Source organism: Bacillus sp. AK124, from assembly GCF_053903085.1.
In genome coordinates, this window is sequence record NZ_CP096378.1 from 547,567 (window position 1) to 572,938 (window position 25,372).

12 protein-coding genes and 5 pseudogenes are annotated in these 25,372 nt (G+C 37.8%); 11 read left to right on the forward strand and 6 right to left on the reverse strand.

Going from position 1 to position 25,372, the window contains the following annotated elements; translation table 11 throughout:
• The first annotated feature begins 108 nt into the window (after nt 1–108).
• On the forward strand, nt 109–2,739 hold the full coding sequence (locus tag M1E06_RS02655) for an N-acetylglucosaminidase (protein WP_020453155.1): 2,631 nt from the start codon (nt 109–111) through the stop codon (nt 2,737–2,739).
• A gap of 28 nt (nt 2,740–2,767) precedes the next feature.
• Here M1E06_RS02655 and M1E06_RS02660 read toward each other — a convergent pair whose 3' ends face one another.
• Both M1E06_RS02660 and M1E06_RS02665 read right to left on the reverse strand, forming a co-directional pair.
• Complete coding sequence (locus M1E06_RS02660; RefSeq protein ID WP_048350729.1) at nt 2,768–3,931, reverse strand: CDP-glycerol--glycerophosphate glycerophosphotransferase; 1,164 nt, start codon at nt 3,929–3,931, stop codon at nt 2,768–2,770.
• A gap of 19 nt (nt 3,932–3,950) precedes the next feature.
• Nucleotides 3,951–4,730 carry a WecB/TagA/CpsF family glycosyltransferase gene (locus M1E06_RS02665; protein WP_041817470.1) on the reverse strand — a complete coding sequence of 260 codons (780 nt, stop codon included), beginning with the start codon at nt 4,728–4,730 and terminating at the stop codon, nt 3,951–3,953.
• Nucleotides 4,731–5,092: 362 nt separating this feature from the next.
• On the opposite strand from M1E06_RS02665, the gene tagD reads away from it, so the two are divergent.
• Together tagD and M1E06_RS02675 are read left to right on the forward strand one after the other, a co-directional pair.
• On the forward strand, nt 5,093–5,482 hold the full coding sequence (gene tagD, locus M1E06_RS02670; protein ID WP_020453152.1) for a glycerol-3-phosphate cytidylyltransferase: 390 nt from the start codon (nt 5,093–5,095) through the stop codon (nt 5,480–5,482).
• Between the two features lie 142 nt (nt 5,483–5,624).
• Entirely contained in the window at nt 5,625–7,754 is a 2,130-nt protein-coding gene (locus tag M1E06_RS02675; RefSeq protein WP_020453151.1) for a CDP-glycerol glycerophosphotransferase family protein, read from the forward strand.
• 51 nt (nt 7,755–7,805) lie between these two features.
• Here the strand turns inward: M1E06_RS02675 and M1E06_RS02680 are convergent, their stop codons facing one another.
• Entirely contained in the window at nt 7,806–10,325 is a 2,520-nt protein-coding gene (locus M1E06_RS02680; RefSeq protein WP_020453150.1) for a glycosyltransferase, read from the reverse strand.
• Between the two features lie 349 nt (nt 10,326–10,674).
• On the opposite strand from M1E06_RS02680, the gene tagG reads away from it, so the two are divergent.
• Both tagG and tagH read left to right on the forward strand, forming a co-directional pair.
• Nucleotides 10,675–11,502 carry a teichoic acids export ABC transporter permease subunit TagG gene (tagG, locus tag M1E06_RS02685; protein WP_020453149.1) on the forward strand — a complete coding sequence of 276 codons (828 nt, stop codon included), beginning with the start codon at nt 10,675–10,677 and terminating at the stop codon, nt 11,500–11,502.
• 20 nt (nt 11,503–11,522) lie between these two features.
• Nucleotides 11,523–13,106, forward strand: a complete 1,584-nt coding sequence (gene tagH / locus M1E06_RS02690; RefSeq protein WP_020453148.1) for a teichoic acids export ABC transporter ATP-binding subunit TagH — start codon at nt 11,523–11,525, stop codon at nt 13,104–13,106.
• Between the two features lie 78 nt (nt 13,107–13,184).
• Here tagH and M1E06_RS02695 read toward each other — a convergent pair.
• Nucleotides 13,185–14,319, reverse strand: a pseudogene (locus tag M1E06_RS02695) (IS3 family transposase).
• A 117-nt stretch (nt 14,320–14,436) separates the two neighbouring features.
• Nucleotides 14,437–15,042, reverse strand: a pseudogene (locus M1E06_RS02700) (UTP--glucose-1-phosphate uridylyltransferase); the annotation flags it as partial.
• A 256-nt stretch (nt 15,043–15,298) separates the two neighbouring features.
• Here M1E06_RS02700 and M1E06_RS02705 point away from each other — a divergent pair.
• From M1E06_RS02705 to M1E06_RS02725, 5 genes and pseudogenes are all read left to right on the forward strand, one after another.
• Nucleotides 15,299–15,485, forward strand: a pseudogene (locus M1E06_RS02705) (adenylyltransferase/cytidyltransferase family protein); the annotation flags it as partial.
• Nucleotides 15,486–16,186: 701 nt separating this feature from the next.
• A complete protein-coding gene (locus tag M1E06_RS02710; protein WP_080131514.1) occupies nt 16,187–19,687 on the forward strand; it encodes a bifunctional glycosyltransferase/CDP-glycerol:glycerophosphate glycerophosphotransferase in 3,501 nt (1,166 codons plus the stop codon).
• A 63-nt stretch (nt 19,688–19,750) separates the two neighbouring features.
• Nucleotides 19,751–21,061 (forward strand): DUF6270 domain-containing protein, encoded by a 1,311-nt coding sequence (locus tag M1E06_RS02715; protein WP_020453145.1) that lies wholly within the window; start codon nt 19,751–19,753, stop codon nt 21,059–21,061.
• 216 nt (nt 21,062–21,277) lie between these two features.
• Nucleotides 21,278–22,098, forward strand: a pseudogene (locus M1E06_RS02720) (ABC transporter permease).
• 19 nt (nt 22,099–22,117) lie between these two features.
• Nucleotides 22,118–22,867, forward strand: a pseudogene (locus M1E06_RS02725) (ATP-binding cassette domain-containing protein); the annotation flags it as partial.
• Nucleotides 22,868–22,943: 76 nt separating this feature from the next.
• On the opposite strand, the gene galU reads toward M1E06_RS02725, so the two are convergent.
• Nucleotides 22,944–23,822, reverse strand: coding sequence for a UTP--glucose-1-phosphate uridylyltransferase GalU (gene galU / locus M1E06_RS02730; RefSeq protein ID WP_020453140.1), 879 nt, complete (start codon nt 23,820–23,822; stop codon nt 22,944–22,946).
• Between the two features lie 361 nt (nt 23,823–24,183).
• On the opposite strand from galU, the gene wecB reads away from it, so the two are divergent.
• Nucleotides 24,184–25,323 carry a non-hydrolyzing UDP-N-acetylglucosamine 2-epimerase gene (gene wecB, locus M1E06_RS02735; RefSeq protein ID WP_009329683.1) on the forward strand — a complete coding sequence of 380 codons (1,140 nt, stop codon included), beginning with the start codon at nt 24,184–24,186 and terminating at the stop codon, nt 25,321–25,323.
• Nucleotides 25,324–25,372 lie beyond the last annotated feature (49 nt).

The window sequence follows — 25,372 nt, forward strand, 5'->3', positions numbered from 1 at the left end:
AAGGCCGTTAAGCTTTTTTATTGTATGAAAAAATATTCCGGCTCGCCGATAAAAAGAGAAAGCAAGTTTTTGAAATTGAGAGGCTTATAGGCGAGGGGAGTAGAGAATGTGAAAAACATTAGAAAAACCGTTATTTTTGCTGCAATCATTTTGCTCATACATACGGCAGTCCCGGCAATCCCTGCTTTAGCAGCGTATACCGATACTTCCGTCTACAAAATTGAAACAACAAAAGAGTTTAATAGCGAAAGCGCAGCGCTCAAAGCGGCAGAACAACTGAAAAAGGACACGGGATGGAAAGCCGAGGTCAAACCTTCAGGAAAAAACGGCACAACATACGTTTTGACATCAGAAGGTGTCGAAGGGGAGAGCAGAGCAAAAAATCTGCTTTTGCAGTTTGAAAAAGAAACCGGCTTGAAGGCGTCCTATGGTCCGGTTGGACAGAAAGAACCGTTTTCCAAAGCGGTATCAAAGGAATTTGCCGGTGAAGCAAAAGCCAAAGAATGGGCGCTCCAATTTGAAAAAGAAACCGGTCTGAAAGCGACCTATACAATTGCAGGAAACAGGGAAGCTTACGTGAAGGTCGTCACGGGAGGAATCGAAGGCGAAGACAATACGAAAGCCATCCTCGACCGTTTTCAAAAAGAGACAGGCCTCAAAGCGTCGTACGCACCATACGGAGCGGGGCAAGCGCTCGTCAAGCTTTATTCAGGAGAAATCGCAGATGAGAGCAAAGCGAAAAGCCTGCTTGTCCGATTTGAAAAAGAAACTGCCCTTAAAGGAACGATAGAAACAGTAAAGAAACAACAGCCCAGATATAAAATTGCGACAGGTTCGATACAAGGCGAAACAAACGCAAAAAATCTGCTGAAGCAGTTTGAAAAAGAACTCAAGGTCAAAGGGGCATATGAAGCTGCCGGTCAGCCGGCACAGCTTTACAATGTGAAATCGGGATATTTTAATGACGAAAAGAGCGCGAAAAATGCCGCCGGACAAATTAAAAAGAATACCGGTCTCACCTCAAGCACGGAAAAAGTAAAAGGTGCGCGCTTCTGGATCGTAAGCATGAAAAGCGTAGACAGTCAAAACCTCAAAAAAATCGACGCCTTTTTCAAAAAGAAAACGTGGCGTTATACTGCTGCAAAGACGGGAAAAAAGCAGACATCCTTCAGAATCGTTTCCGTCCCGCTTTCAGATCAAAAGAAAGCAAACGACGGCATCCGGTTTTTCAAAAACAAAAACATTCAGGCTTCTGCTCAAAGCGCCGGCAGCACGACCGTCAGCCGCTTCCGGCTCGCGTCCGGCGAAACAGCCGTCCAAGCGCGAATCAATAAAGGACTGGAATTCTTTAAGAAAAACGGTGCGGCGGGAACGGCCGGACCAACAGGAAAAAAAGTGTACAGCCATTATCAGCTGACGACGGAATCCGTATACGAACAGGACAAAGTGACGAAGGCGCTCAATTTCTTTAAAGAAGCAGGCATTCACGCAGAGGCCGTGAAGACCGGCCAATATTACAGCCGGTACAAATTGAGTTCGGAAGCTCTGATCGGAACGGAGAAATTACAGCAAGCGCTCGGATTTTTCAGCAAGCAGAATATACCGGGCAAGATTGAACAAACGGGTGAGTACGGCTATAGGCAGTACCGGGTGACGACAGGTCAGATCACAAGTAAAGCAGATCTCGACAAGGGATTGAATGTCTTTAAGAAGAACAATGTCAGCGCAACTTACCAAACAAAGTCGGTCAGCCTGTTTCACATCTCAATCAATGAACTATTTACAGGGAAAGACCGTGCGGATGCTGCCGCCAATCGGATCAAAACGAATTACGGCTGGCCGGTGAATGTCATCAAAGTGAAAAACGGCCCGCAAATCACAACGACTGACTACGGAATCACGCTCAGTCAGATGGTCGACAAACAGATGAAAGTCAGCCCGCAAACGGATGCGTCGGCATATGTTTCATTGAGCTACATCAATACGGCGAATCAAACCGTCACGGCTGATCTGCTGAATATCAGGTCAACCCCCCTTGTGACAAGCGGCAACATCATCGGACAGCTGCAAAAAGGGGATAAAGTCAACATCATCTCCCAGGAAAACGGCTGGGCAAAAATCAGAATGAATTGGCGAAATGCCAGCAGGGATGAAGTCGAGAAATATGTCAATCCGAAAAATTTCACACAAGACAGCTCGGCATACTTCCAATTTTTAAAACTGTCGCAAACGGCCGGATTGAATGCCGCCGAAGTCAATGCAAAAATCCTTTATAATAAAGGGATTTTGACAGGCAAAGGCCAAGCGTTCATTGATGCGGCGAGAGCATACAGCATCAATGAACTGTACCTCATTTCGCACTCGCTCCTTGAGACGGGCAACGGAACTTCCGAGTTAGCCAAAGGAACGATGTTCAACGGCAAAAAGGTTTACAATATGTACGGCGTCGGGGCTTACGACAGCAACCCGCTTTACTACGGTGCAAAATACGCCTATGAACAAGGGTGGTTCACACCTGAAGCCGCCATTATGGGCGGAGCCAAATTCATCGGTGAAAAATACATTCACCACCCGACTTACAAACAGGACACGCTCTATAAAATGAGGTGGTCTCCGAATGCCCTTCACCAATATGCGACAGATGTCGGCTGGGCTTATAAGCAGGTGGGGAGAATGTACAGTCTTTATACATTGCTTGATCAATATACGTTGTACTATGATGTGCCGGTTTATCGGTAATCATCATAAAAAGACCGGCTATGTTCCATTAGGAACCGGCCGGTCTTTTTTTATTTGCCGTCATATGCTCGCTCATAAAGTTCAACAGGCGCACGCTCGCATCGCCTGTTGAATATTGATGCCATTCTTGTGCAAACCTCTTGATCTCTTCCTTTGTGCCGGACATTTCTTTGATTTCTTTCAGCAGCATTTCGCTGTCCATGCAGGCTTTGCCGGGAATGACCGCTTCAAAATCATCGATCAGTCCGCGTTTTTCATTATACTCTGCCATATCATACGTGAAAAACAGAATCGGTTTATTTAAAAAAGCGTACTCAAAGGCGACCGACGAGTAGTCAGAAATCAGGATGTCGCTTTCCATAAGCAAATCCTTTAACGGAACGTCTGATACGTCTTTAATCAGCCCTTCGTGCTCTTCAAAAGTAATCTGTTCCCGCACGGACGGATGCAGTTTGACCAACAGTAAAAATTCTCCCTTCAGTTCCCCGGAGAGCTGCTCCTTAGAGAATGGGAGACGGACGGAGGTTAAACAATAGTCCCTGTATGTCGGCGCATACAGAATAACCTTTTGGTCTGGACGATCCGCTGTTTGTTTTCCGGCATGAAAATATTCATCAGTTAACGGAACGCCCGTCCGCAAAAAACGGTCATCTTCCACGCCGAATGACCGCTTGAAAATGTCCGCCATTTTCTCCGAACCGACGGTGATTAAATCAAATGAACGATACACCTTTTTAAACCGCTTGATATCGCCGGTAGATCGATATCGGTTTCCGATATCTTCGAGTCCGAACTTTTTCAAAGCGCCGGATGCATGCCAAATTTGAATGCATGTCGTCTGAGGGCGTTTATTCAAAACACTTGTCAGGAGAAAATAATTATCCGTTAAAACGAATTTACACTTAAACATCCGATATACGGCTTTTATGAGATCAATCGGATGTTTCTCGTTGATCACTTGCGAGCGAACGGAAGGATATTCATCTGCAAGGGAAACGGCGTGCCTTGTAAAAAGGACTTCCAATTCAAACGGCCGGCTGCTGTTGACATACTCCTCCAGCAGCGCGCGCGCATTATCCGGAAATGAAACAAGCAATACAACTCTGTCGCGCGCTTTTACCCTTTTGAAAATAAAACCGGTCAAAGCGAGACCGGCCGAGTAAATCATAACCAATAAAGAACGTATATTCATTCGTTATCCAAACTCTTTTCTACAAATCGATTTTAGATTGCTCTTTGATCTGCTCCGGATAGTAGTGCCGCTGTTTTTGAACTCTTTCCTCTTTCAGAACGGAAAAGACATATTTCGGGATGTTCAGCATCCGCTTCCACCTCGTCGGATTGGTCAGCAGGCGGTACATCCATTCAAGATTCAGCTTAATGAACATTTTCGGTGCTCTTTTCACTTTTCCGCTGAACACATCGAAGCTCCCCCCGATGCCGATCGCAATCGCCTGAGGAAATAGATGCTTATGTTCATAAATAAACTTTTCCTGATGCGGATATCCGAGAGCTACAAAAACCATGTCGGGCTTGGCAGCCGCGATTTGCTTCGCAACATCGCCTTTGTCTTTGACATAGCCGTGTGAGTATCCGGCCAGCTCAATTCCGGGATATTCGGTTGACAGCCGATCAGCAACAGCTTGAATAACCTCTTGTTTGGCCCCGTATAAAAAGATCCTTTTCTTTTTGCGGTCAGCCAGGCTCAGGAGGTTGATAAATACATCGTACCCCGCGATCCTCGATTTTAATCTGCTGTTGATCAGCCTTGAAGTCAGGACGATGCCGATTCCGTCCGGCAGGATAAAGTCAGCAGATGAAACTGTATTAAAATAATCTTTGTCTTTTGCAGCCGCATACCCGATCTCAGGGTTTACCGTCGCGATAAACGCCCCCTCATTGCGGTCGATAAAGGATTCTTCAAGATGATTCAAAAATCCGGGCAAATCCCCGTTAACATATGCAAGATGATGAACCGTTTCCGTTTGCAGCATAGTTTTTTTCCTCCTTCCGATTTAAGAAGTGTAAGTATATACGAATGTATAAAAGTCGAAGATTAAGAGACCGACCCAAAAATTCAGGAGGTCTAACGTATATTTTAGCATAGATCATTCATAAAAGATTAACAATATCTTTACATTAGATTAAGATTTTTTACGTCTTATTCAGAAAACGCTCGATTTTTTTAGATAAAATTTGGAATTGCATTAAAATTAAAGAATACTTAACGTTTGATAGGCGATGTGCTATAATGAATGATCAGTAAAGACCTGTGAAATAAATGTAACTTATCGAGTGTTTTTGATATATCAATATAGATTTTCGCCTTAAGATTAGAAAGGAGAGCATGACAATGAAGAAAGTCATCACATATGGAACGTTTGATTTATTACATTGGGGACATATCAAGTTATTGGAACGGGCAAAACAATTGGGGGATTATCTCGTCGTAGCGATTTCGACTGACGAATTCAATCTTCAAAAGCAGAAAAAAGCTTATCACAGCTATGAGCACCGCAAGCTCATTCTAGAAACGATCCGCTATGTAGACGAAGTCATCCCGGAAAAAAACTGGGATCAAAAGGTACAAGATGTGATCGACCATGACATCGATGTATTTGTCATGGGGGATGACTGGGAAGGAAAATTCGACTTCCTGAAGGATCATTGCGAGGTTGTTTACCTTCCGAGAACCGAAGGGATTTCCACGACGAAGATCAAAGAGGAAATCGCGAACCTTTAATGTCGGCTCAGTTAAATAAAATTCAAAAAGTACTTCTTAAAAAAAGGTAAGAAGTGCTTTTTGTTTCGTATACGAATCATTTTAATATAATAAGTATGAACGGCTTTGCTTTTGAATAAAAAAAGAGGAGTAGACTGATTTTATGGATAGTGCAATTCCGTTAAAATTTCAGCTGCGGGAAATAAAAGTTAACGATACTCGCCTCTATTTTGTGTTCGAAAGTTCTGTCTCTCTTAATCATGTCGGTATTTTGGCAGTGAACCGCAATTCGAAAAAAGAGATGCGTGTAACGTGTAACCAAATAAGCGATTCAGAGCAGTTAAAAGCAGCGGAGATATCTTTAGATAACCTATCTAACCTGATGATGGACGAAACGGTCATCGATTTTTATGTGCTATATGAAAATAATGAAAAAAATCAATGTAAAAAGAGGATTTACACAGCCTCAAAACCGATTGAGCTGTATTGGCACCAGGATCGAGCCAAACAGTTTATTTATTTGCCGTATAAGACCCGAAAAGGCCACTTCGCTCTTGATGTTTCACGGAGAAAAGCAGTGGCGGAACCGGACAGCATTAAGTTAAGCTCCGAAGGAAAACTAATGATCAGAGGCTATACTTTTCTGCTCGATGCGGAAGAACGTTCGATAATAAAAAGCAAAAAGCTGGTTTTAAAAGAAATTAGTCAAAAAGATAAGGAAAGGGTTTTCAATTTTCCTTTAAAAGCCGTTCAGCGCGGCGATTTGTCAGCTCATTCTTCAGATCAGGCCGTTGGATTTGAGGCTGAAATCGATCTGAAAAAGCTGTATGAAGAGAACAGGATGCCTGCTTTCTTTCAGTTTTATATAGAATACGTAGGTGAAGATGCTGTAACAGGGGAGGAAACCGTTATAAAAAGCAGGGCATTCAGGCTTATAGATGATATAGACCGTTTTTCAATTGTTGACACAAAAAAAGGACCGGCTCGCTTTCACATCTATCGGCAGAAACGAAAACGGGGTATGCGTCTAAGAATGAACGACTATACGATCAAAACCCGTGCGGTTTATTTTGCCAAAGGAAAGAGCAAAAGGCTGATGTCAGTCATTCGCAAAGGCAAGAATAAAGTAAAGAAAAAGATTTCGGGCATGATAAAGAGAGCATACTATTTTACTTTTGGACTGGCCGGCAAACTGCCTGTTAAAAAGAAAACCGTCATTTTTGAAAGCTTTGCCGGTAAGCAGTACAGCTGCAATCCGAGAGCAATTTACGAATATATGAAGGAACATCATCCGGAATACAACTTAATATGGAGTGTAAACCCGAGTTATACAGAAATTTTCGAAGAAAAAAATGTCCCTTATATTAACCGATTCACGCTGAAGTGGCTGTTTGCCATGGCAAGGGCGGAATATTGGGTTGTAAACAGCCGGCTTCCTTTATGGATACCGAAACCAAAGCACACGACATATGTGCAGACATGGCACGGGACTCCGCTGAAAAGGCTTGCCGTCGATATGGAAGAAGTGCACATGCCGGGCACCAACACTGAGAAGTACAAGCAAAATTTCACTAAAGAAGCATCGAAGTGGGACTATTTAATATCCCCGAATCGTTATTCAACCGAAATCTTTGCCCGCGCTTTTCAATTTAACAAAATAATGATTGAGTCCGGCTACCCGAGGAATGACTTTCTGTACACAGACAACCGCCCGGAAACGATGAAGGCCATAAAGAGAAAAATGAATATCCCCCAAGATAAAAAGGTCATCTTATATGCACCGACATGGCGGGATAATGAATTTTATGCTAAGGGAAAATACAAGTTCCAGCTTCAAATGGATCTAGACAAGATGCAAAAAAAGTTTGGAAAAGATTCTGTTATTCTGTTGAGAATGCACTATCTAGTAGCTGAAAGCTTTGATTTTGAACAGTATGCAGGTTTTATATACGATGCCTCACTGTATCCCGACATTAGAGAGCTGTATCTCATCAGTGATATTTTAATTACAGATTATTCGTCTGTATTTTTTGACTATGCAAATTTAAGAAGACCTATCATTTTCTACACTTATGATATCGAAAATTATAGGGATACTTTAAGAGGATTTTATTTTGATCTTGAAAGAGAAGCACCTGGAACATTGATCTACAATGAATCCGAGCTTATGGAAGAGATAGAAAGGGTGCTGAGGGACCCTCAATTACACAAGAATTATGAGTCGTTTTATGAAAAATTTTGTTCGTTTGAAGATGGCAAAGCTTCTGAGCGGGTCGTTAAAACTATATTTTAATCCCATGAAAAAACAGCTTGAGTTTATACTCAAGCTGTTTTTTGTTTCGAACTAGGACTGACACACATTTTTATAAAAGAGCTGCAGTGCATGATTGTTATATGATTCATAATCAAAGGTCTGATATTCAATACCTTCTGTGATATATTTCTTCATAGCTTCTGTAAGTGCTTCTTCGGTATTTTCAACAAGCAATCCGAGGCCCCCCTCAAGAACTGAACGTACACCGGTAACATCAGTAGCAATAATAGGTTTGCCGACTATCATGGCTTCCATTAGGACGAGACCCTGCCCCTCATAATCGGAAGATAGGACAAAACAGTCACATTCATCTAATAAAACAAAAGGATTCTCGAGTTGACCTGCAAAAATAATATCGTTTTTCAGGCCTAACATTTCAGCTTGCAATGCCAGCTGTTTTCTCAGAGGTCCATCTCCTACAATATACAATTTAGCATTTGGAAATTCCTTATGCAGCTTAGCAAAAGAATTGATTAATTTTTCTTGCCCTTTTTCGGGTGATAGACGGCCGATGTTGATAAAATTATAATCTTCTTTTTTCGGAATCGTCAGGCCAAAAATATTGAGTATATTAGGGTTTTCTTCGTCATGCTCACGAAGGATTAAATATTCCCTACCGTTTGTCTGGACTGTGCTCTTTACATCTTTATTTTTCAAGATTTGTTTGGAACCAATAACATTGTCGACATATACCATTTTTCCATCAGCATCAGGAATGAATTGGCGAAGATTCTTGTAATTTTCTTCATTAGCTGATTTAGCTACAGACACCACTTTATCGTAGTATTTGTATAAAGAGAATATAACTTTTAAGTTCTTTCTGTGTTTATATTTCCCATTAATTTTTTTGTTGTACTCTTCCATCATATCATTGTGGAGGTAAATACTTCTTGTCTTGAAGTGTCCAAATGCAAATAACATTGACCAAAATTTATTATAGCCCCCAAAATCAATCCCTATATCAAATTTTGCATTTCCGATAATTCGTTTTAATTCCCTTTGGTAAGCTTTTACCGGAGCTGTTTTAGACATAGAGTCAGTATAAATGCCTCTCCGTAAAACCAATTGGTGCTCATAAGTCTCCTTAAGCGTCTTGTTAAAAACACCAGGACGATATAGTACATGAACTTTCGGATTCAGTTTTCGGATGTTTTTCCATTTGTCTTTATGTTCATTGGCATTATCAATAACAGTGACTTCATATTTTGAATAATCAATATGATCAAAGAGGTTGATTGCCGACATCGTAATTCCGTTGTTATAAAAACCTCCGCAATAGAAGAGGAGTTTTTGTTTATCTGTTTCTGTGCTTATGAGCTGTTCTTGATTTTGCTTTTTGAAAATCATATCGACGAGCCGTTTTGATGCTTGACCGTCATCATTGTAGCAGAATTCTTTGAGATACTTGTCGTATTGTTCACTAAATTCTTTTTTAAGTATGTCAACATTTTGCAGTTTATCAATTAATTCGTTTAGGTTTTCACATACCGGTCCCGGCAGATTATCAATATCTAAGTAGAAGCCTCTTTCAGCTTCATATTCTTTATGATCAATCATATAAAAGAGGACCGGTTTTTTTAATGGTAAGAAGTCAAAGAAAATACTTGAATAGTCTGTTATAAGAATATCGACAGCCGCAAGCAACTTATTGGTGTCATACCAATTTGGTACACATAAATGATCCAATTTATTTATTTTGAAATATTCAAATGTGAAGTAATGAGATTTTAATAAGACGATATAATCATCGCCCATAGATTTTTGTATAGCCATTACTTCATCAAGAAGCACTTGGCTGGTGTCGTTTTCTTTTCCAACTGTCCCTCTCCAAGTAGGAGCATACAGAATGACTTTCTTATCTAAAGGAATATTAAGCGTTTTTCTTACTTCTTCACCGTTTGTTTTCAATGTAAGATCTGTTCGCGGATATCCGATATCTGCGACTTTTCCGGCATAAATTTCAAAGATGTCATGCGATTTAAGCAATTTCTCGTAAGTGAATTGGTTAGGACTAATAAGATAATCACTGTGGAGCAGGTTTCTCTGAATGTTCTTGTGAGTTGACATTCCGCGATTTTTAATGTCCAAGCCAAGCGTTTTTAAAGGTGTTCCATGCCAGGTATTAATGTATATTTGCTCATCCCGTTTAACGAAGTAAAATGGAAAGGAAGTATCATTAATTAAATATTTAGACGTAGCAAGGTATTTTAAATAATGATTGCTGTCAACAGATGTAAATGAAACATTTTGATAATTCCTTTTAAGTTCTTCAACCATTGGGTCGCTGATATCATTAATAACCCAAACATGATGATAATCTTTAAAGTCTTTATCTTGAACTAATTTTAAAAAGATTGCATAACAGTTTCCGCTTATGCTGCGTCCATGGTAAGCTTCGTAAAGAACTGTTTTTTCCTTTATCGGAAGAGAGACATATTGACTATATTTCGCTCGAATACGTACTCTTTTGTTGCTAAGGTATTCCTTTAAAGGATCTATTATGAAGCGAATTTTTCTCTTCGCTATCTTTTTGATTCTTTTAAAATTCATAAAAATGCTGTTCCTCCCCTAATCCTATCCAAGAAATTAATGTTCACTATTACTTGATTCCCAATTATTTGGATCATCTTAATAAATGAAGACTTAAGTAAGGTTTGACACGCTAATAAGTATATGCTAACAAAACACATAAAGCAATATAGCCTTAAGAATGATAATATTGGAGTGATATTCTCGCATTGCTTATTGAGGGAGTAAATATTTGTGTTGTTTTTTTCCTATTATAACATGCATGCGTTCTGTTAGATATTTGTTTGTAATAGCAATAACGAATAAAATTTGTTACAATTATTCGGTGCACGATGTAACGGCTATTATATTATGCTAAGGAAGATAAATCATGAAAGCATTAATAAGAGTGTTAAAAGAACAGTTTTTATCGCTGCCTTTAATCATCAGGTTGGCGGCTTACGAAACAAAATCAAAATATCAAATGAATTATTTGGGCGTGTTATGGCAGTTTTTGAATCCGCTCATTCAGATGCTGGCTTATTGGTTTGTATTTGGGATCGGAATCAGAAAGAGCAGTGAGATGGTTACGGGTGTCGGTGAAGTGCCTTTCATCATCTGGATGCTTGCCGGTTTAATTCCTTGGTTTTTTATCAGTCCGACGATTCTTGACGGTTCAAACAGTGTTTATAAGCGAATCAACATGGTGGCCAAAATGAATTTTCCAATCAGCTCTCTTCCGTCAGTGGCGATCGCGGCTAACTTGTTTAGCTACTTTGTGATGATGGCGATTTATGTAATGGTGCTCCTTGGGTTTGGCATTTACCCAAATCTTCAATGGCTTGAATATATTTACTATTTGTTTTGCATGATTGTTTTTATGTTCGCATTCAGTTTGTTTAATTCAACGATCAGTGTACTGGTCAGGGACTATCAGTTCCTGCTGCAATCTGTGACAAGGCTGTTGTTTTTTTTGCTGCCGATTTTTTGGGATATTTCCACGCAGCTAGGGGATAAGCACCCGGCATTGTTGAATGTGATTAAGCTGAATCCGCTTTTTTATATTATCGACGGATTCAGAAACAGTTTTCTCGGCGGAAGCTGGTTTTTCGAAGATGCAACTTACATGCTGTATTTCTGGCTCTTCACATTCCTTTTATTGTTAGTAGGTTCTATCCTGCATATGAAATTTAGAGACAAGTTTGTTGACTTTCTTTAATTACGTAAGGAGATTTTACGATGAAACTAAAAGTTTCGTTTCGAAATGTTTCAAAACAGTATCATTTGTATAAAAAACAATCGGACAAGATTAAAGGATTGTTTTTTCCGGCCAAAGATAATGGTTTTTTTGCTGTGCGGAATGTCTCCTTTGACGTGTATGAGGGAGAGACAATCGGCTTTGTAGGGATAAACGGGTCAGGGAAATCGACCATGTCTAACCTGCTGGCTAAAATTATTCCGCCGACCAGTGGTGAAATTGAAATGAACGGCCAGCCGTCGCTGATTGCGATTGCGGCCGGTTTAAATAACCAATTGACGGGCCGGGACAATGTCCGGCTCAAGTGTTTAATGATGGGATTAACCAATAAAGAAATTGATGATATGTATGACAGCATCGTAGAATTTGCTGAGATTGGTGATTTTATCGATCAGCCGGTTAAAAACTATTCCAGCGGGATGAAGTCTCGTCTCGGTTTCGCGATTTCTGTGCATATTGACCCTGACATTTTAATTATTGACGAAGCGCTCTCCGTAGGGGACCAAACGTTTTATCAGAAGTGTGTAGACAGAATTAATGAGTTTAAAAAGCAAGGAAAAACCATTTTCTTTGTTAGCCACTCCATCGGCCAGATTGAAAAGATGTGTGATCGCGTCGCTTGGATGCACTACGGCGAGCTTCGTATGTTTGATGATACAAAAACGGTTGTTAAAGAGTATAAAGCGTTTATTGACTGGTTTAATAAACTGTCGAAAAAAGAAAAAGAAACATATAAAAAGGAACAAACGGAAAAGCGGAAGAAAGAAGATCCTAAAGCGTTTGCTCGTTTCCGTCAAAAGAAGAAAAAGCCGAAATCACTGGCTAATGCTGTTCAAATTGCTATTTTGTCTATCCTGACAATCTTTACCGCAGGAACAATGTTCTTTAACACACCGCTTCGTACCATTGTTTCGTTTGGCGCTATTCCGCAAAACGAAGTGAAGAACCATGATGGCGATGCAAAGGGCAAGACAGAGGAACGCTTAACCGCAGTCAATAAGCAAGGGTTTATCGCAGATGAAAAAGCGTCTGTTTATAAGGATCAAGCTTTGAAACAGAAGGCTGATATTGCACTGCCATTCGGTACCGAGGTGAAGGTAGTTGCAAAAGGAAAACAAGCAGCAAAAATAAAGTTTAACGGGCATCCTTATTTTGTAAAGCAGGGCGCTGTTGCAACAAACGTGAAACATGCTGAGGTGCAGGCAGCGGCCTTTACGCCTTATATTCCGGAAAATGCGGCTTCTTCCTATGAATACTTCCTGAAATTCCTGGGAGACAGCAGTACCAACATCCAATCGAAACTGAATGGATATACTGTAGGAGATACCGCTGACGGCCGAAAGACGCTGGATTTTGATTATGAAAAAATCAGCTATGTGCTGGAGAATGATAAAGCATCTGAGCTTATCTTTTATAACATTTCCCCCGTTATTCCTGCGTCATTATCACTAAGTGACAGCGATGTGTTATATGATGACAAGAAGGATCGTTTCCTTGTCAATACAGATGATGAGGTTTTTGTAGTTGATAATGAAGAACGTACGCTGACCTTGATATCGAAATAAGAAAAGGCTATTGGACATTCGGGACTGACCCCCGTTTTTGAGACAGGGATCAAAACACCTTTATACAGCCAATTGCCATTAGTTTACCGGTGATTGGTTGTTTAGTTTCGTTTGAATACGAATATTGTTATAATAAAGAATATATTCTTTGACAGTGCGTTCTACGATGGTGGTCGTAGTTCGATCAATGCTGTTAAGATAGAACGTTTCAGACTTTAGTGAGGAATGAAACGATTCGATGGAGGCATTATCAGCGGGCGTCCCTTTGGGGAACATGCTCGTGGTAATGCCCTTTATATTAACAGCTTTCTGATACTCATAAGATGTATACACAGAACCTTGGTCACTATGTAACACGCAGTTCTCAGGCAGTGTTGGCAGCTGATCAAGTGTGTCTAAGACAAAGTCTGTGTCCTGCTTATCCCCAATCGTAAAAGCAATTACTTCTCCATTGTATAAATCTAATATACTGGAAAGAGGTACAATTGTTTCTGTCCATAAGGCAAATATGTGATGTCCGTCACTAGTTTTTCAAGAGGGCGATCAGACTGAAAGTTCCGATCCAATATATTATCGACCACGGCATATGGCTGCCCATTCTTCTTGCGCTTTTTCACCTTAACCTGGCACTGCCATTGATTTTTCTGCATAATACGTTGAACCGTTTTATGATTAATACGCATTCTCTTTTTTAGTATGGCTGTGATTTTTCGATATCCATATCGATACTTGTGCTCTCGGCACAACGTGCCGATTTGTTTTTCCAAATGGCGCTTGGGATGATCTTTCGTCAGATTCTTCTTCCAACGATAATAAGATGCTCGAGAGATACCTAAATGAATACAGATATCCTGCACGGTCATTGTGCGGTGCAATCCTTCTACAAGTTCGACTGACGTTTCGCTATCAACTTCCTTTCCAATTCGTTGTACTTTTTTAACACTTCATTCTGTTGTCTTAGATAACGATTCTCTGCCTGTAGTTTCTCTAATTCGGAAGAATACTCCGGACCTTTTCCGTAAGTGTATTGCTTTCCAACAGGCTGTTCGAATCGATGTGTATCCCCAGCCTTATACCATCTAACCCATGTCTGAACCTGTGTCTTATTCTTAATATTCAATTTCTGCATGATCTCTTTCATCGGCACTCCTGCCAATCTCATTTCTACAGCCTTCCGTTTGACTTCAACCGGATAACTCATTCTTGTCCCCATAGAAAAAACACCTCCACGTCTTATTTCGGATAACAACTATCCGTTTTCAAACTTGAAAGTGTTTTTTATTTGTCTCATCTTATAGGGTCAGTCCCATTCATCCAATAGCCTTTTTGTTTAGATTTCTTTTTTGTTAAGTAAACCTTCCATAAATTGTACGAGTTGCTCGCGAAGCTCTTGATCCTGCATCGCAAACTCAAGAGTTGTTGTGATAAAGCCAAGCTTTTCACCAACATCATAGCGCTTGTGTTCAAAGTCTTACGCAAACACTCTTTGAATTTCATTCAGCTTTTGAATGGCGTCTGTCAGAAGGATTTCTCCGCCGGCTCCAACCCGCTGATCCTCTAAGTAAAGATCTTAGGTGTGAATACGTAACGGTCTAAGATGGAAAGGTTAGAAGGAGCTGTGTCTTTAGGCGGCTTCTCAACGAAGCTTTTCACCTGATAACGGTGTTTCTTCTTCTGGCACTTGCTGAACACCAATAATAGAGGAAAGCGTTCTTTCATATTCATCCATTAACTGGCGCAATCCAGGCTTTTCAGCTTGAACAATATCGTCTCCAAACAGAACTGCAAACGGCTCATCACCGATAAAGTTGCGCGTGCACCAGACAGCATGCCCGAGTCCCTTAGGCTCTTTTTAACGGATATAGTGAATATCAGCCAGGTTAGTAGCTTTTTTCACTTTTTCAAGGAGTTCGGTTTTTCTTTTTTCTAATTGATTAATGGGTTTCGTTTGTTTCCTATCAACTTTCCTTTTCATCTATATAGAAAATCGTTTCGCGGACTGTGAAAAATGAATCAACAATTTTGGTGTTTAGTTACGATCCGAATAATAAAATTGAACTATTGATAAGGAGTCTTGGAGACTATTTTTGTTTTTCCAGTTTTTAAACACTCTTAACTTTTATAGGCGATTATGCTATTATAGTTAAATATTATGGATATGTAGTTGGAATGATTAAGACATTGTTAAAAATCTGGTCTTTTCTCTCAACCATGAAAAAAAGGTTATTACTTATGATGCGTTTGGCTTGCTTCATTGGAATCACATTAAATTGCTTGAACGTGCTAAAGAACTTGCTGACTATTTAATGGTTGCGATTAGTACTGATGAATTTAATTCGCAAAAATAAAAAAGCCTATCATAGTTATAAACATAGGAAGGCTAAACAATACGCTGTGAATGGCTAGTTTATCTGCCAAGAACTGAAGGGATTTCTAATATATATTTTTTTATAGAGGTAATTAAATGTTGCCTTTTTTCTTGTGTGTACACTATTTGTGTAATAGAGACTAGCATGTAGTTCGTATGCTAGGAACTACTACAGAAAAGCACAAAAATTTTCTCTAAAGAATCAAGTAAATGGGATGTTGTAATATTTCCTAATAAATATTCAACAAGAAATATTTAAAAGAGCATTTCATTTCAATAATACAGTTATTAAAAATAGCTTATTATTTTACTTAGAATGCATCCTGGTTATTCAAGACTTCGGTCTCAATGATCATAAGGAATTTATCATCGGTGTTTCTGATTATCCAGATCTAAGATATTTATATATTATTCTGATATTTTGGTTACGGAGTATTCATTTTTTCGATTTTGCTAATTTAAAAACAATAGTGTTCTATACATACGATTTGAAGTATGATAAAGATAATCTTAGAGAGTTTTATTTATGAAACAAATGTACCAGGTAAGATCGTAGACCATTCAGATGGTCTAATTGAAGAATAAAAAATACAACTGAAAATTCTAGGTTACATGCTCGTTTTTATAATGATTTTTGTTAATATGAAGATGGTAATTCCACAAAAAGTTTTTTTGAAAAGATATTTGGTAAAGAAATAGGGAGAGAGAGTTAGTGACAAAAAGAAAACCTAAGATTAGCGTAATTGTTCCAGTTTACAATGTTGAAAAATATTTAAGAGAATGTTTAGATTCTTTAGCTAATCAAACATTAAAATCAATTGAAGTAATAATGGTAAATGACGGTTCAGAAGACAATAGCGGATTAATAATGGATGAGTATTCTTCTAAGTACGATAACTTTTATTCTTATCATAAAGAAAATGGCGGTCTGGGGCATGCCAGAAATTATGGCGTCCAATATGCAAGAGGTGAATTTATAGCCTTTGTTGATTCAGACGATTACTTAAGTTTAGATGCATATAAAAAAATGTATCAATTAGCTAGTGAAAATCAAACAGACATTGTTGTAGGGAATGTAAAAAGGTTCAACTCGACTAAGGTTTATGGTTCTGGACTTCATAAAAAAGTGTTTAGTGATACAATTCCTAAAACTCATATAACCAAAAATAACGAATTAATTTATGATACAACTGCATGGAATAAGATATTTAGAAGAGAATTTTGGATGAAGAATGATTTTAAATTTCCTGAAGGCATGCTATATGAAGATTTACCTGTAACAATACCTGCACATTATAAAGCTGAGTCAGTTAGTGTTCTTGGAGATTTTATTTATTTTTGGAGAGCCCGGGAAGCAGGGGATAAATCAATAACACAACAAAGAAATGATCTGGTTAATCTTACAGATAGATTAAAAGCATTAGATTTAGTTGATTCATTTTTTAATAATGCAAAAATAAAAGGTGAATTAAAGGATTTAAAAGATTATAAAGCTTTGAGTCTTGATATCCCACTTTATTTGAATATATTAGATACTGCAGATTCTGAATATATTCAAATTTTCATGACTAAAGTGTCTTCATACTTAAAAACTATATCAGATGAAACGTTTAGAAAGTTAAATGCAATAGATAGAGCTAAGTATTATTTTATTTCTAAAAATGATATTGAAGGAGTATTCGATGTTTTAAAATTCCAAAAAAACGAATTGAAATATAGTAAGCCCAAAAAAGTAAAAGGTCAATTCTTTTGGGAATATCCATTCAGGAAGAAACTGCCGGAAGAAATTTGTAAAGCCGACAGTGAGTTTACTATAAAAAGAAAAATAGAAAGAGTAAAATGGGATGGTTCCGTAATCCGTATTGAAGGTTATCATTTTATTAGATATCTTGACATAAAAAGAAAAAAAGATGTTAATTTAAAGGCTTATATTTTTGATCCAAATTCGGGAGAGAAAAAACTAGTAAATTGTTATTCAGTAAAAAGACCAGATATAACATTAAAATTTGGCAGGAAAAAAAATAATAATATGCCTCTTTCAAGGGTTAATAACTATGATTGGTCAGGATATACTATTGAAGTAGATACAAATGATTTATTTGACAAACTTTCCGGCAAACTAGAAATATGGATAGAAATAAATTGTTTTGGCAAAACGAGAAGCTATAGAGTTGGTGAGCCTATTAGTGGTAAAAAACCTAGACCAAAGCACAGAGTATACTTTTCCAAAAGGATTTTTATCAAATATAATAGTGCATGGGACTTGTATTTGGACCTGAGACCTGTTACTACTCAGGTTAATAGTTTAATTCATGAAGATGGAAATTTAATCATTCAAGGTGAGACATCTTTACCTTTAAACGAATGCAAACTCTTATTTAGAGATTATAATAAAAATGAACAATATAGATATGACATGGAGTTTAATGGGAGTTCAAATGGTTTTAAATCAATAATTCCTAAGTCAACTATTAATAGATTAAAACATAATACTGAGTTAATAGGCTATGTAAGATATGATAATGATAATGAACCTTTAACTTATTTAGATAGTATAAAAGTAAAAAATATTGCTCTTGATACTAAAGAGATTACAATAGATGCAAGCCCAGCAGGGAACCTTAGAATTTTAAAAGGAAATCACAATTCATATCTTAAAAATCTTGCTTTTACAAATGAAAATTTATTAATAGAAGCATCAATTACGGATAAGTATATTAAAACTTTAAAAAATATAACCGGTATCAATATAGTCCTTAAAAATATAGAGACAGGACATACGGTTTCTGGAAGTATACTTGAAGAATACAAGGAGAAGGGTGAGTTTTTTCTTAAAACAAGTTTCAGCCTTTCGAATGATAAAGTCAGGACTCCATTCAATGAGGAATACGGAGTATGGAGAGCTTACTTGGAATTTACAGTAAAGGGAAATAATAGTTTTAAAAAATTAAAACGTATAAAAGTAAGAGATAAAGAAATAAATTTCCCTAAAAAAACTGTCGGTAATATAAAATATTTTCCTTACGTTACAAAAGAGAACAATATAAGTATTAATAATATCTATGAATGGAATTGGATTGAGAGGGGTCCTCGTAGACAAGAGGTGATAGAAAAAATTCTTTACCCGCTTTTTAGACTTTTGCCAATGAAAAAGAAGACAATTGTTTTTGAAAGTTACTGGGGTAAACAAATTAGTTGTAACCCTAAAGCTATATATGATTATATAAATGAACATTATCCAGAATATGAATGTGTTTGGATGGTGAATAATGATTATGCAAAAGTAGATGGAGAAGCAACTAAAGTTAAAATAAAGTCTTTGAAATACTTTCAGTATATGGCTCGTGCTAAATACTTTGTGAATAATGTCAACTTCCCGGATTTTTATGAAAAAAGAAAAAATGCAGTTGAATTACAAACTATGCATGGCACCCCGCTAAAAACTTTAGGATTAGATGTCCCTGGAGAAGTGGATACTGAAGATAAGAGAAATAGGTTCTTAAGACGTTGCAGAAGATGGGATTATTTAACTGTACCAAGCAAATATGTTAGTGATCTAGCACGAAGAATTTATGACTATAAAAATGAAATACTTGAAACTGGTTATCCAAGAAATGATAAATTATTCAAAGACAATAATGAAGTTTTTAGACAACAATTGAAACAGAAGTTGAGTTTACCAACTAATAAAAAGGTTATATTATATGCCCCAACTTTTAGAGTCAAAAATGGATTTGAGTTGAAACTAGATTTAGAGAAGCTCAGAAAAAAACTTAAAGATGATTATGTTATATTGTTAAGATTGCATTATTTTATATCTGATGATCTTGATATTAGTAATTTCAAGGGGTTTGCTTATAATGTTTCGAATTACGATGACATTCAAGACTTATATTTACTTTCAGATGTATTAATCACTGATTATTCATCTGTAATGTTTGATTATGGTATTTTAAAAAAACCAATGATTTTTTTCACGTATGATTTAGAGGAATATCGGGATAATCTTCGAGGAATGTATTTGAATATTGAGGAGGAAGCTCCGGGACCATTGGTAAGAGATAATATGTCGTTGATTGATTCTATCGAAAAGTTAGATAGTTATTTTGCTCAATATGGTGAAAAATATAAAAGGTTTAGAGCGAAATATTGTGAGTTTGACGATGGAAATGCTTCTGAAAAAGTTGTAAAAAGATTCTTGAACGTTGATTAATATTTTCGAAAACCCATAGCATTATTCAATGTTATGGGTTTTTAAAAGGGTGGGAAATAAATTATGTTAAAGGTAGCTATTATAGGTAGTTGTGTTTCAAGAGATAATTTTAATAGTTGTTTTATAGAAGACTATAAACGATATTATAGTTGTGTTGTGCATCAAAATCAAATGTCTATCATATCATTAACGGCTGATTCAATTGCATTTGATTATGAAAAAATAGATAATTTAAAACCTTTTGATAAGAGACAATTTGAAACAGAGTTAGATAAAAGCATATTAAATACTTTGATTATTAATGAGCCAAATTATCTTATTTTAGATTTTTATGCTGATGTATTTTATGGTATTAGAGAGTTAGAAGGTAGTACTATTACTAATAAGCGGTGGCTCTTTAGTAAGACAACTTTGTATAAGACTCTTAAAGAAGGAGAATCGTTGAGCTTATTAGACGACTTTACTGACTATTTCGAGCGATGGAAAGAATCAATAAAAATTCTTTTTGATTTTTTAAATCGAAAATTACCTAACTGTAAAGTAGTTGTCAATAAAGCAAGATTTTCGGATATTTATTATGATGAAATTTCCGATTCTTACAAATATCTTAGCAAGAGTACAAAAGTAAAACAGATTAATACTTCTCTTTATAATGAAATTTGGGATAGACTAGATAATTATGTCATCAAAAATCATGACGTACAATTCATCGATTACGGCGATAAATATTATTTATTAGACAGTAAGCACAAATGGGGATTATTTTATTTACATTATGTTAAAGATTTCTATTTAGACTTTACTAAAAAATTCCTTTCAATAATAACTAGCGATTTTAAAAATATACTCGATGTTCCAAGGATAAAAATTAAAGAAAATAAAGAATATAATTTAATCAAGAATCCAACTTTTACTTTAGGGAAAAGCAACTGGTCCTTTTGGCAGAATGAATTTGAAATAAAAGACCCTGATTCTGACAAACAAGAATGCAATGTTTTAAGTATTTCGAAAAGAGGGTTAGAAAAAGACGCGAATAGCCAATTATGGTCGAATGCAATTGAAATTAATGCGGATGGTTATAAAGAATTTGAGTTATCTTTTGATATTAGGATTTCTGAAATTAATTTAATTGATAGTTATAAGTGTATCTTTTCTATAAGAATGTTTGACTCTTCGGAAAAATATTTGCAAAAAGATGCAGTTTGGTTTAGAAATGTTAAGACAACTGAAATAAAAGACCTGTCTAATAATAGATGGCTCAGGTATACGCTTAAATTCAAGCCCGAAAAAGGTAAATATATCAAAGTTGGTCCTTATTTACCCAGAAATGGACATGTTTCTTGGAGGGATATTAAACTTTTAAGGAATTTTTAGATCTAATAGACTTTCTTATCTTTTTGAAAACAGTTCTTCTTCTTTTAACTTTACTTAAAATTTACCTTGCAGGTAGTTTTTTGACTAACTAATTTAATGATGATTCTGATGCTGTAAACGAAAAAACTCAACATCTGTAACAATATTCATTGGTGCTTTTAAATTTCTTTAGCCGAAAGATCCAAAAAGTCATTTAAGTCTAAGGAAGATAAAATAATGAATGCATTAGTAAGAGTCGTAAAAGAGCAAGTGACCTCGTTTCCATTAATTTTGCGCTTGGCTTCGCATGAGACAAAGTCTCAGTATCAGATGAATTATTTTGGTGTATTATAGCAGTTTTTAAACCCTCTCATTCACATGCTGGCATACTGGTTTGTATTTTATTGGTATTGTAATTCGCAACAATAAGCCAATTTTAACGGGTGTCAGAGAAGTCCCTTTTATTGTTTGGATGCTGGCCGGTTTGATTCCATGTTTTTTTATTAGCTGATGGATCAAACAGTGTGTTTAAACGGATTAATATGGTCCCGAAGATGAATTTTCCGATTAGTTCACTGCCTTCTGTTGTGATTGCTTCAAACTTATTTAGTTATTTCATGATGATGGGCAGCTTTTTGATCGTACTTTTGACTAACGGAATTTATCCAAGCTTAAATTGGATACAATATATTTACTACTTAGCCTGTATGAACATTTTTATGTTTTCATTCGGTTTGTTTAACTCGACGATAAGCGTCTGGTACGCGACTACCAATTTTTGCTGCAATCTGTAACAAGATTATTGTTGTTTGAACTTCCGGTTTTTTGGAATATTTCAGAACAGCTTGGAAAAAATCATCCGAACCTTCTGACAGTGCTTAAGATGAACCCTATTTATTACCTGATAAAATGGGTTCCGGAATACCTTTTTAGACGGGCGATGGTTTTTCCAAGCCCAGAAATACACGCTGTATTTCTGGGCTTTCACATTATTGCTCTTGACTATAGGAACTGTCTTGCATATGAAATTCAGGGACAGGTTTGTTGACTTTCTTTAATACGTAAGAGATTTTAATGATGAAACTAAAAGTTTCGTTTCGAAATGTTTCAAAACAGTATCAGCTTTATGAAAAACAATTAGATAAAATTAAAGGCTGTTTTTTCCGATTAAGGATAATGTTTTTTTTTTTGCTGTGCGGAATGTCTCCTGTGACGTGTATGAAGGGGAGACGATCGGATTTGTAGGGATTAACGGATCGGGAAAATCGACGATGTCCCAACCTGCTGGAAAAAATCATTCCGCTGACCAGCGATGAAATCGAAATGAACAGACAGCTGTCCTTGATTGCGATTTCCTGGATGAAATTCCTGCTCGGCTTTGCGATCTCAGTGCATATCGATCCTGATATTTAAATTATTGACGAAGCATTGTCAGTAGGGGACCAAACTTTCTATGATAAATGTGTCGACAGAATTATCGAGTTTAAAAATCAAGGGAAAACCATTTTCTTCGTCAGCCATTCAATCGGTCAAATTGAGAAAATTTGCGATCGGGTCGCCTGGATCGATAATGGCGAGCTTCGCATGTTTGATGACACAAAGACGGTCGTAAAGGAATATAAAGAATTTATAAGCTGGTTTAAAAAACTTTCCAAAGAAGGGAAAGACAAATATAAAAAAGAACAATTAGCCAGCTGCAAACAGGTCTTGTCTGAAGAAGATCTTGCTCATCGTGAAAAAGAAAAGAAAAAACAAAAATCTTTGGCAAATATCATTCGGATTGCGGGTTTGTCCATCCTGGCCGTATTGGCCGCCGGAGCGATGTTTGTTTAAAAGAAAAGGCGTGTCATTTTGCAGATGATATTATAAAAAGCTATTGGATATCCATCCAATAGCTTTTTTATTAAACTTCTTCTTTTGCCAGAAGGTCCTGCATAAATGGAATCAGTGAATCTTTCAGATCGCTGTCCTGCATGGCAAATTCGAGAGTTGTCTGGATAAAACCAAGTTTTTCTCCGACGTCATAGCGTTTGCCTTCAAAGTCATAAGCGAATACGCGCTGGATTTCGTTTAACTTCTGAATCGCATCTGTCAGCTGGATCTCTCCGCCCGCACCGATTTGCTGTTTATCTAAGTACATGAAAATTTCAGGAGTAAAGACATACCGTCCTAAAATCGCAAGATTAGACGGTGCCGTGCCCGGTTTTGGTTTTTCAACAAAGTTTTTGACCTGGTATAGACGTCCTTCGTTTGTCAGAGGATCAATGATACCATAGCGGTGTGTTTGATCTTCAGGGACTTGCTGAACACCGATAACGGATGAGAGAGTTTTTTCGTACTCGTCCATCAGCTGGCGAAGACCAGGTTTTTCTGCTTGAACAATATCGTCTCCAAGGAGCACTGCGAACGGCTCGTCCCCGATAAAGTTTCGGGCGCACCAAACGGCATGCCCGAGTCCTTTTGGTTCCTTTTGGCGAATATAGTGGATATCAGCGAGATTTGACGCTTTTTTTACTTTTTCAAGCAGTTCGGTTTTACCCTTCTCTTCAAGGTTTCGTTCGAGTTCCGGCGAGAAATCGAAATGATCTTCAATCGCTCGTTTGCTTTTACCTGTTACGATGATAATATCTTCAATGCCGGCTTCGACAGCTTCTTCAATAATATATTGTATGGTTGGCTTATCAACGATTGGAAGCATTTCTTTAGGCATCGCTTTCGTTGCAGGGAGGAAACGTGTTCCAAGGCCTGCTGCGGGAATTATGGCTTTACGAACTTTCTTCAACTCAATACACCTTCCTTAAACTATGTTTTCTACTCAGCCAGAAAAAATACGCTTAGCAAGCGGAGAGTATGCTGAATATATGTATGATATACCCCGGAAAATTACAATTACAAACTCATCATATAAGAAAAACAATTCTTAAACAAGTGTAAACAGGTATAAAGCGTAAAGATGTTATATAATGAAGAGAAACTCATTCTTCAACAGGATGTTTGCGGTTTGATCAATGGATGTTTTATGATGAGAATATCGTCCGTAAGCAATCGTTGGGGCGATTTATTCCAACGAGAAACATGGACAAAATTATAATAATAGACGATTCTAAAAAAAGCTGTTCATACAGAAAACAGGTGATAGAAAAATGAAGAAACTAAAAGTCATGACAGTATTCGGCACGCGCCCTGAAGCCATTAAGATGGCGCCGCTCGTCCTTGAATTAAGGAAATATCCCGACATTGAGTCTTATGTGACGGTTACAGCCCAGCACAGGCAAATGCTTGACCAGGTGCTTGAAGCTTTTAACATAAAGCCTGATTTTGATTTGAATATCATGAAAGAAAGGCAAACGCTGGCTGAAATTACGTCTAATGCGCTTGTGAAGCTGGACGAGCTGTTTCAGTCCATCAAACCGGACATTGTGCTTGTTCACGGTGATACGACAACGACATTCGCGGGAGGTCTTGCCGCTTATTATCACCAAATTTCCGTCGGCCATGTAGAGGCGGGGCTCAGAACCGGAAACAAATACTCGCCGTTTCCCGAAGAGCTGAACAGGCAGCTGACGGGATCGATTGCCGATCTTCATTTTGCGCCGACAGAGCAGGCCGAACAGAATCTGCTCCGCGAAAATAAAGACCCGGAGACGATTTTCGTCACGGGAAATACCGCAATTGATGCACTTCGCACAACAGTGAGGGACGGCTATTCACATCCCGTTCTTGAAAAAATCGGGAATGACAAGATGATTTTGCTTACCGCCCACCGCCGTGAAAATTTAGGGGAGCCGATGGAAAACATGTTTAAAGCGATCAGGCGGATCATCGAAGAATTTGACGGCGTACAGGTTGTTTATCCCGTTCATCTCAATCCCGCTGTTCGCGAAGCGGCTGCAAAGCATTTCGGCGATTTGGATAAAGTCCATCTGATAGAGCCGCTCGAAGTCATCGATTTTCACAACTTTGCGGCTGAAGCTCACTTCATCCTCACCGACTCGGGAGGGGTGCAGGAAGAAGCGCCGTCGCTCGGAAAGCCGGTCCTCGTGCTTCGCGATACGACGGAACGCCCTGAAGGCGTTCAGGCCGGGACGCTTAAACTGGCAGGCACGGAAGAAGATAAGATCTATCAGCTGACTAAACAGCTGTTGACCGATCAAGATGAATATCGCAAAATGTCCCGGGCTTCAAACCCGTACGGGGACGGACAGGCTTCGCGGCGAATTGCGGAGGCGCTTCTTTACCGGTACGGATACCGAAGCGCGAGGCCTGACATGTTTAAAGATTAATAAAAAAAGCTTCCTTTTGGGACTGACCCCCGTTTTTGAGACAGGGATC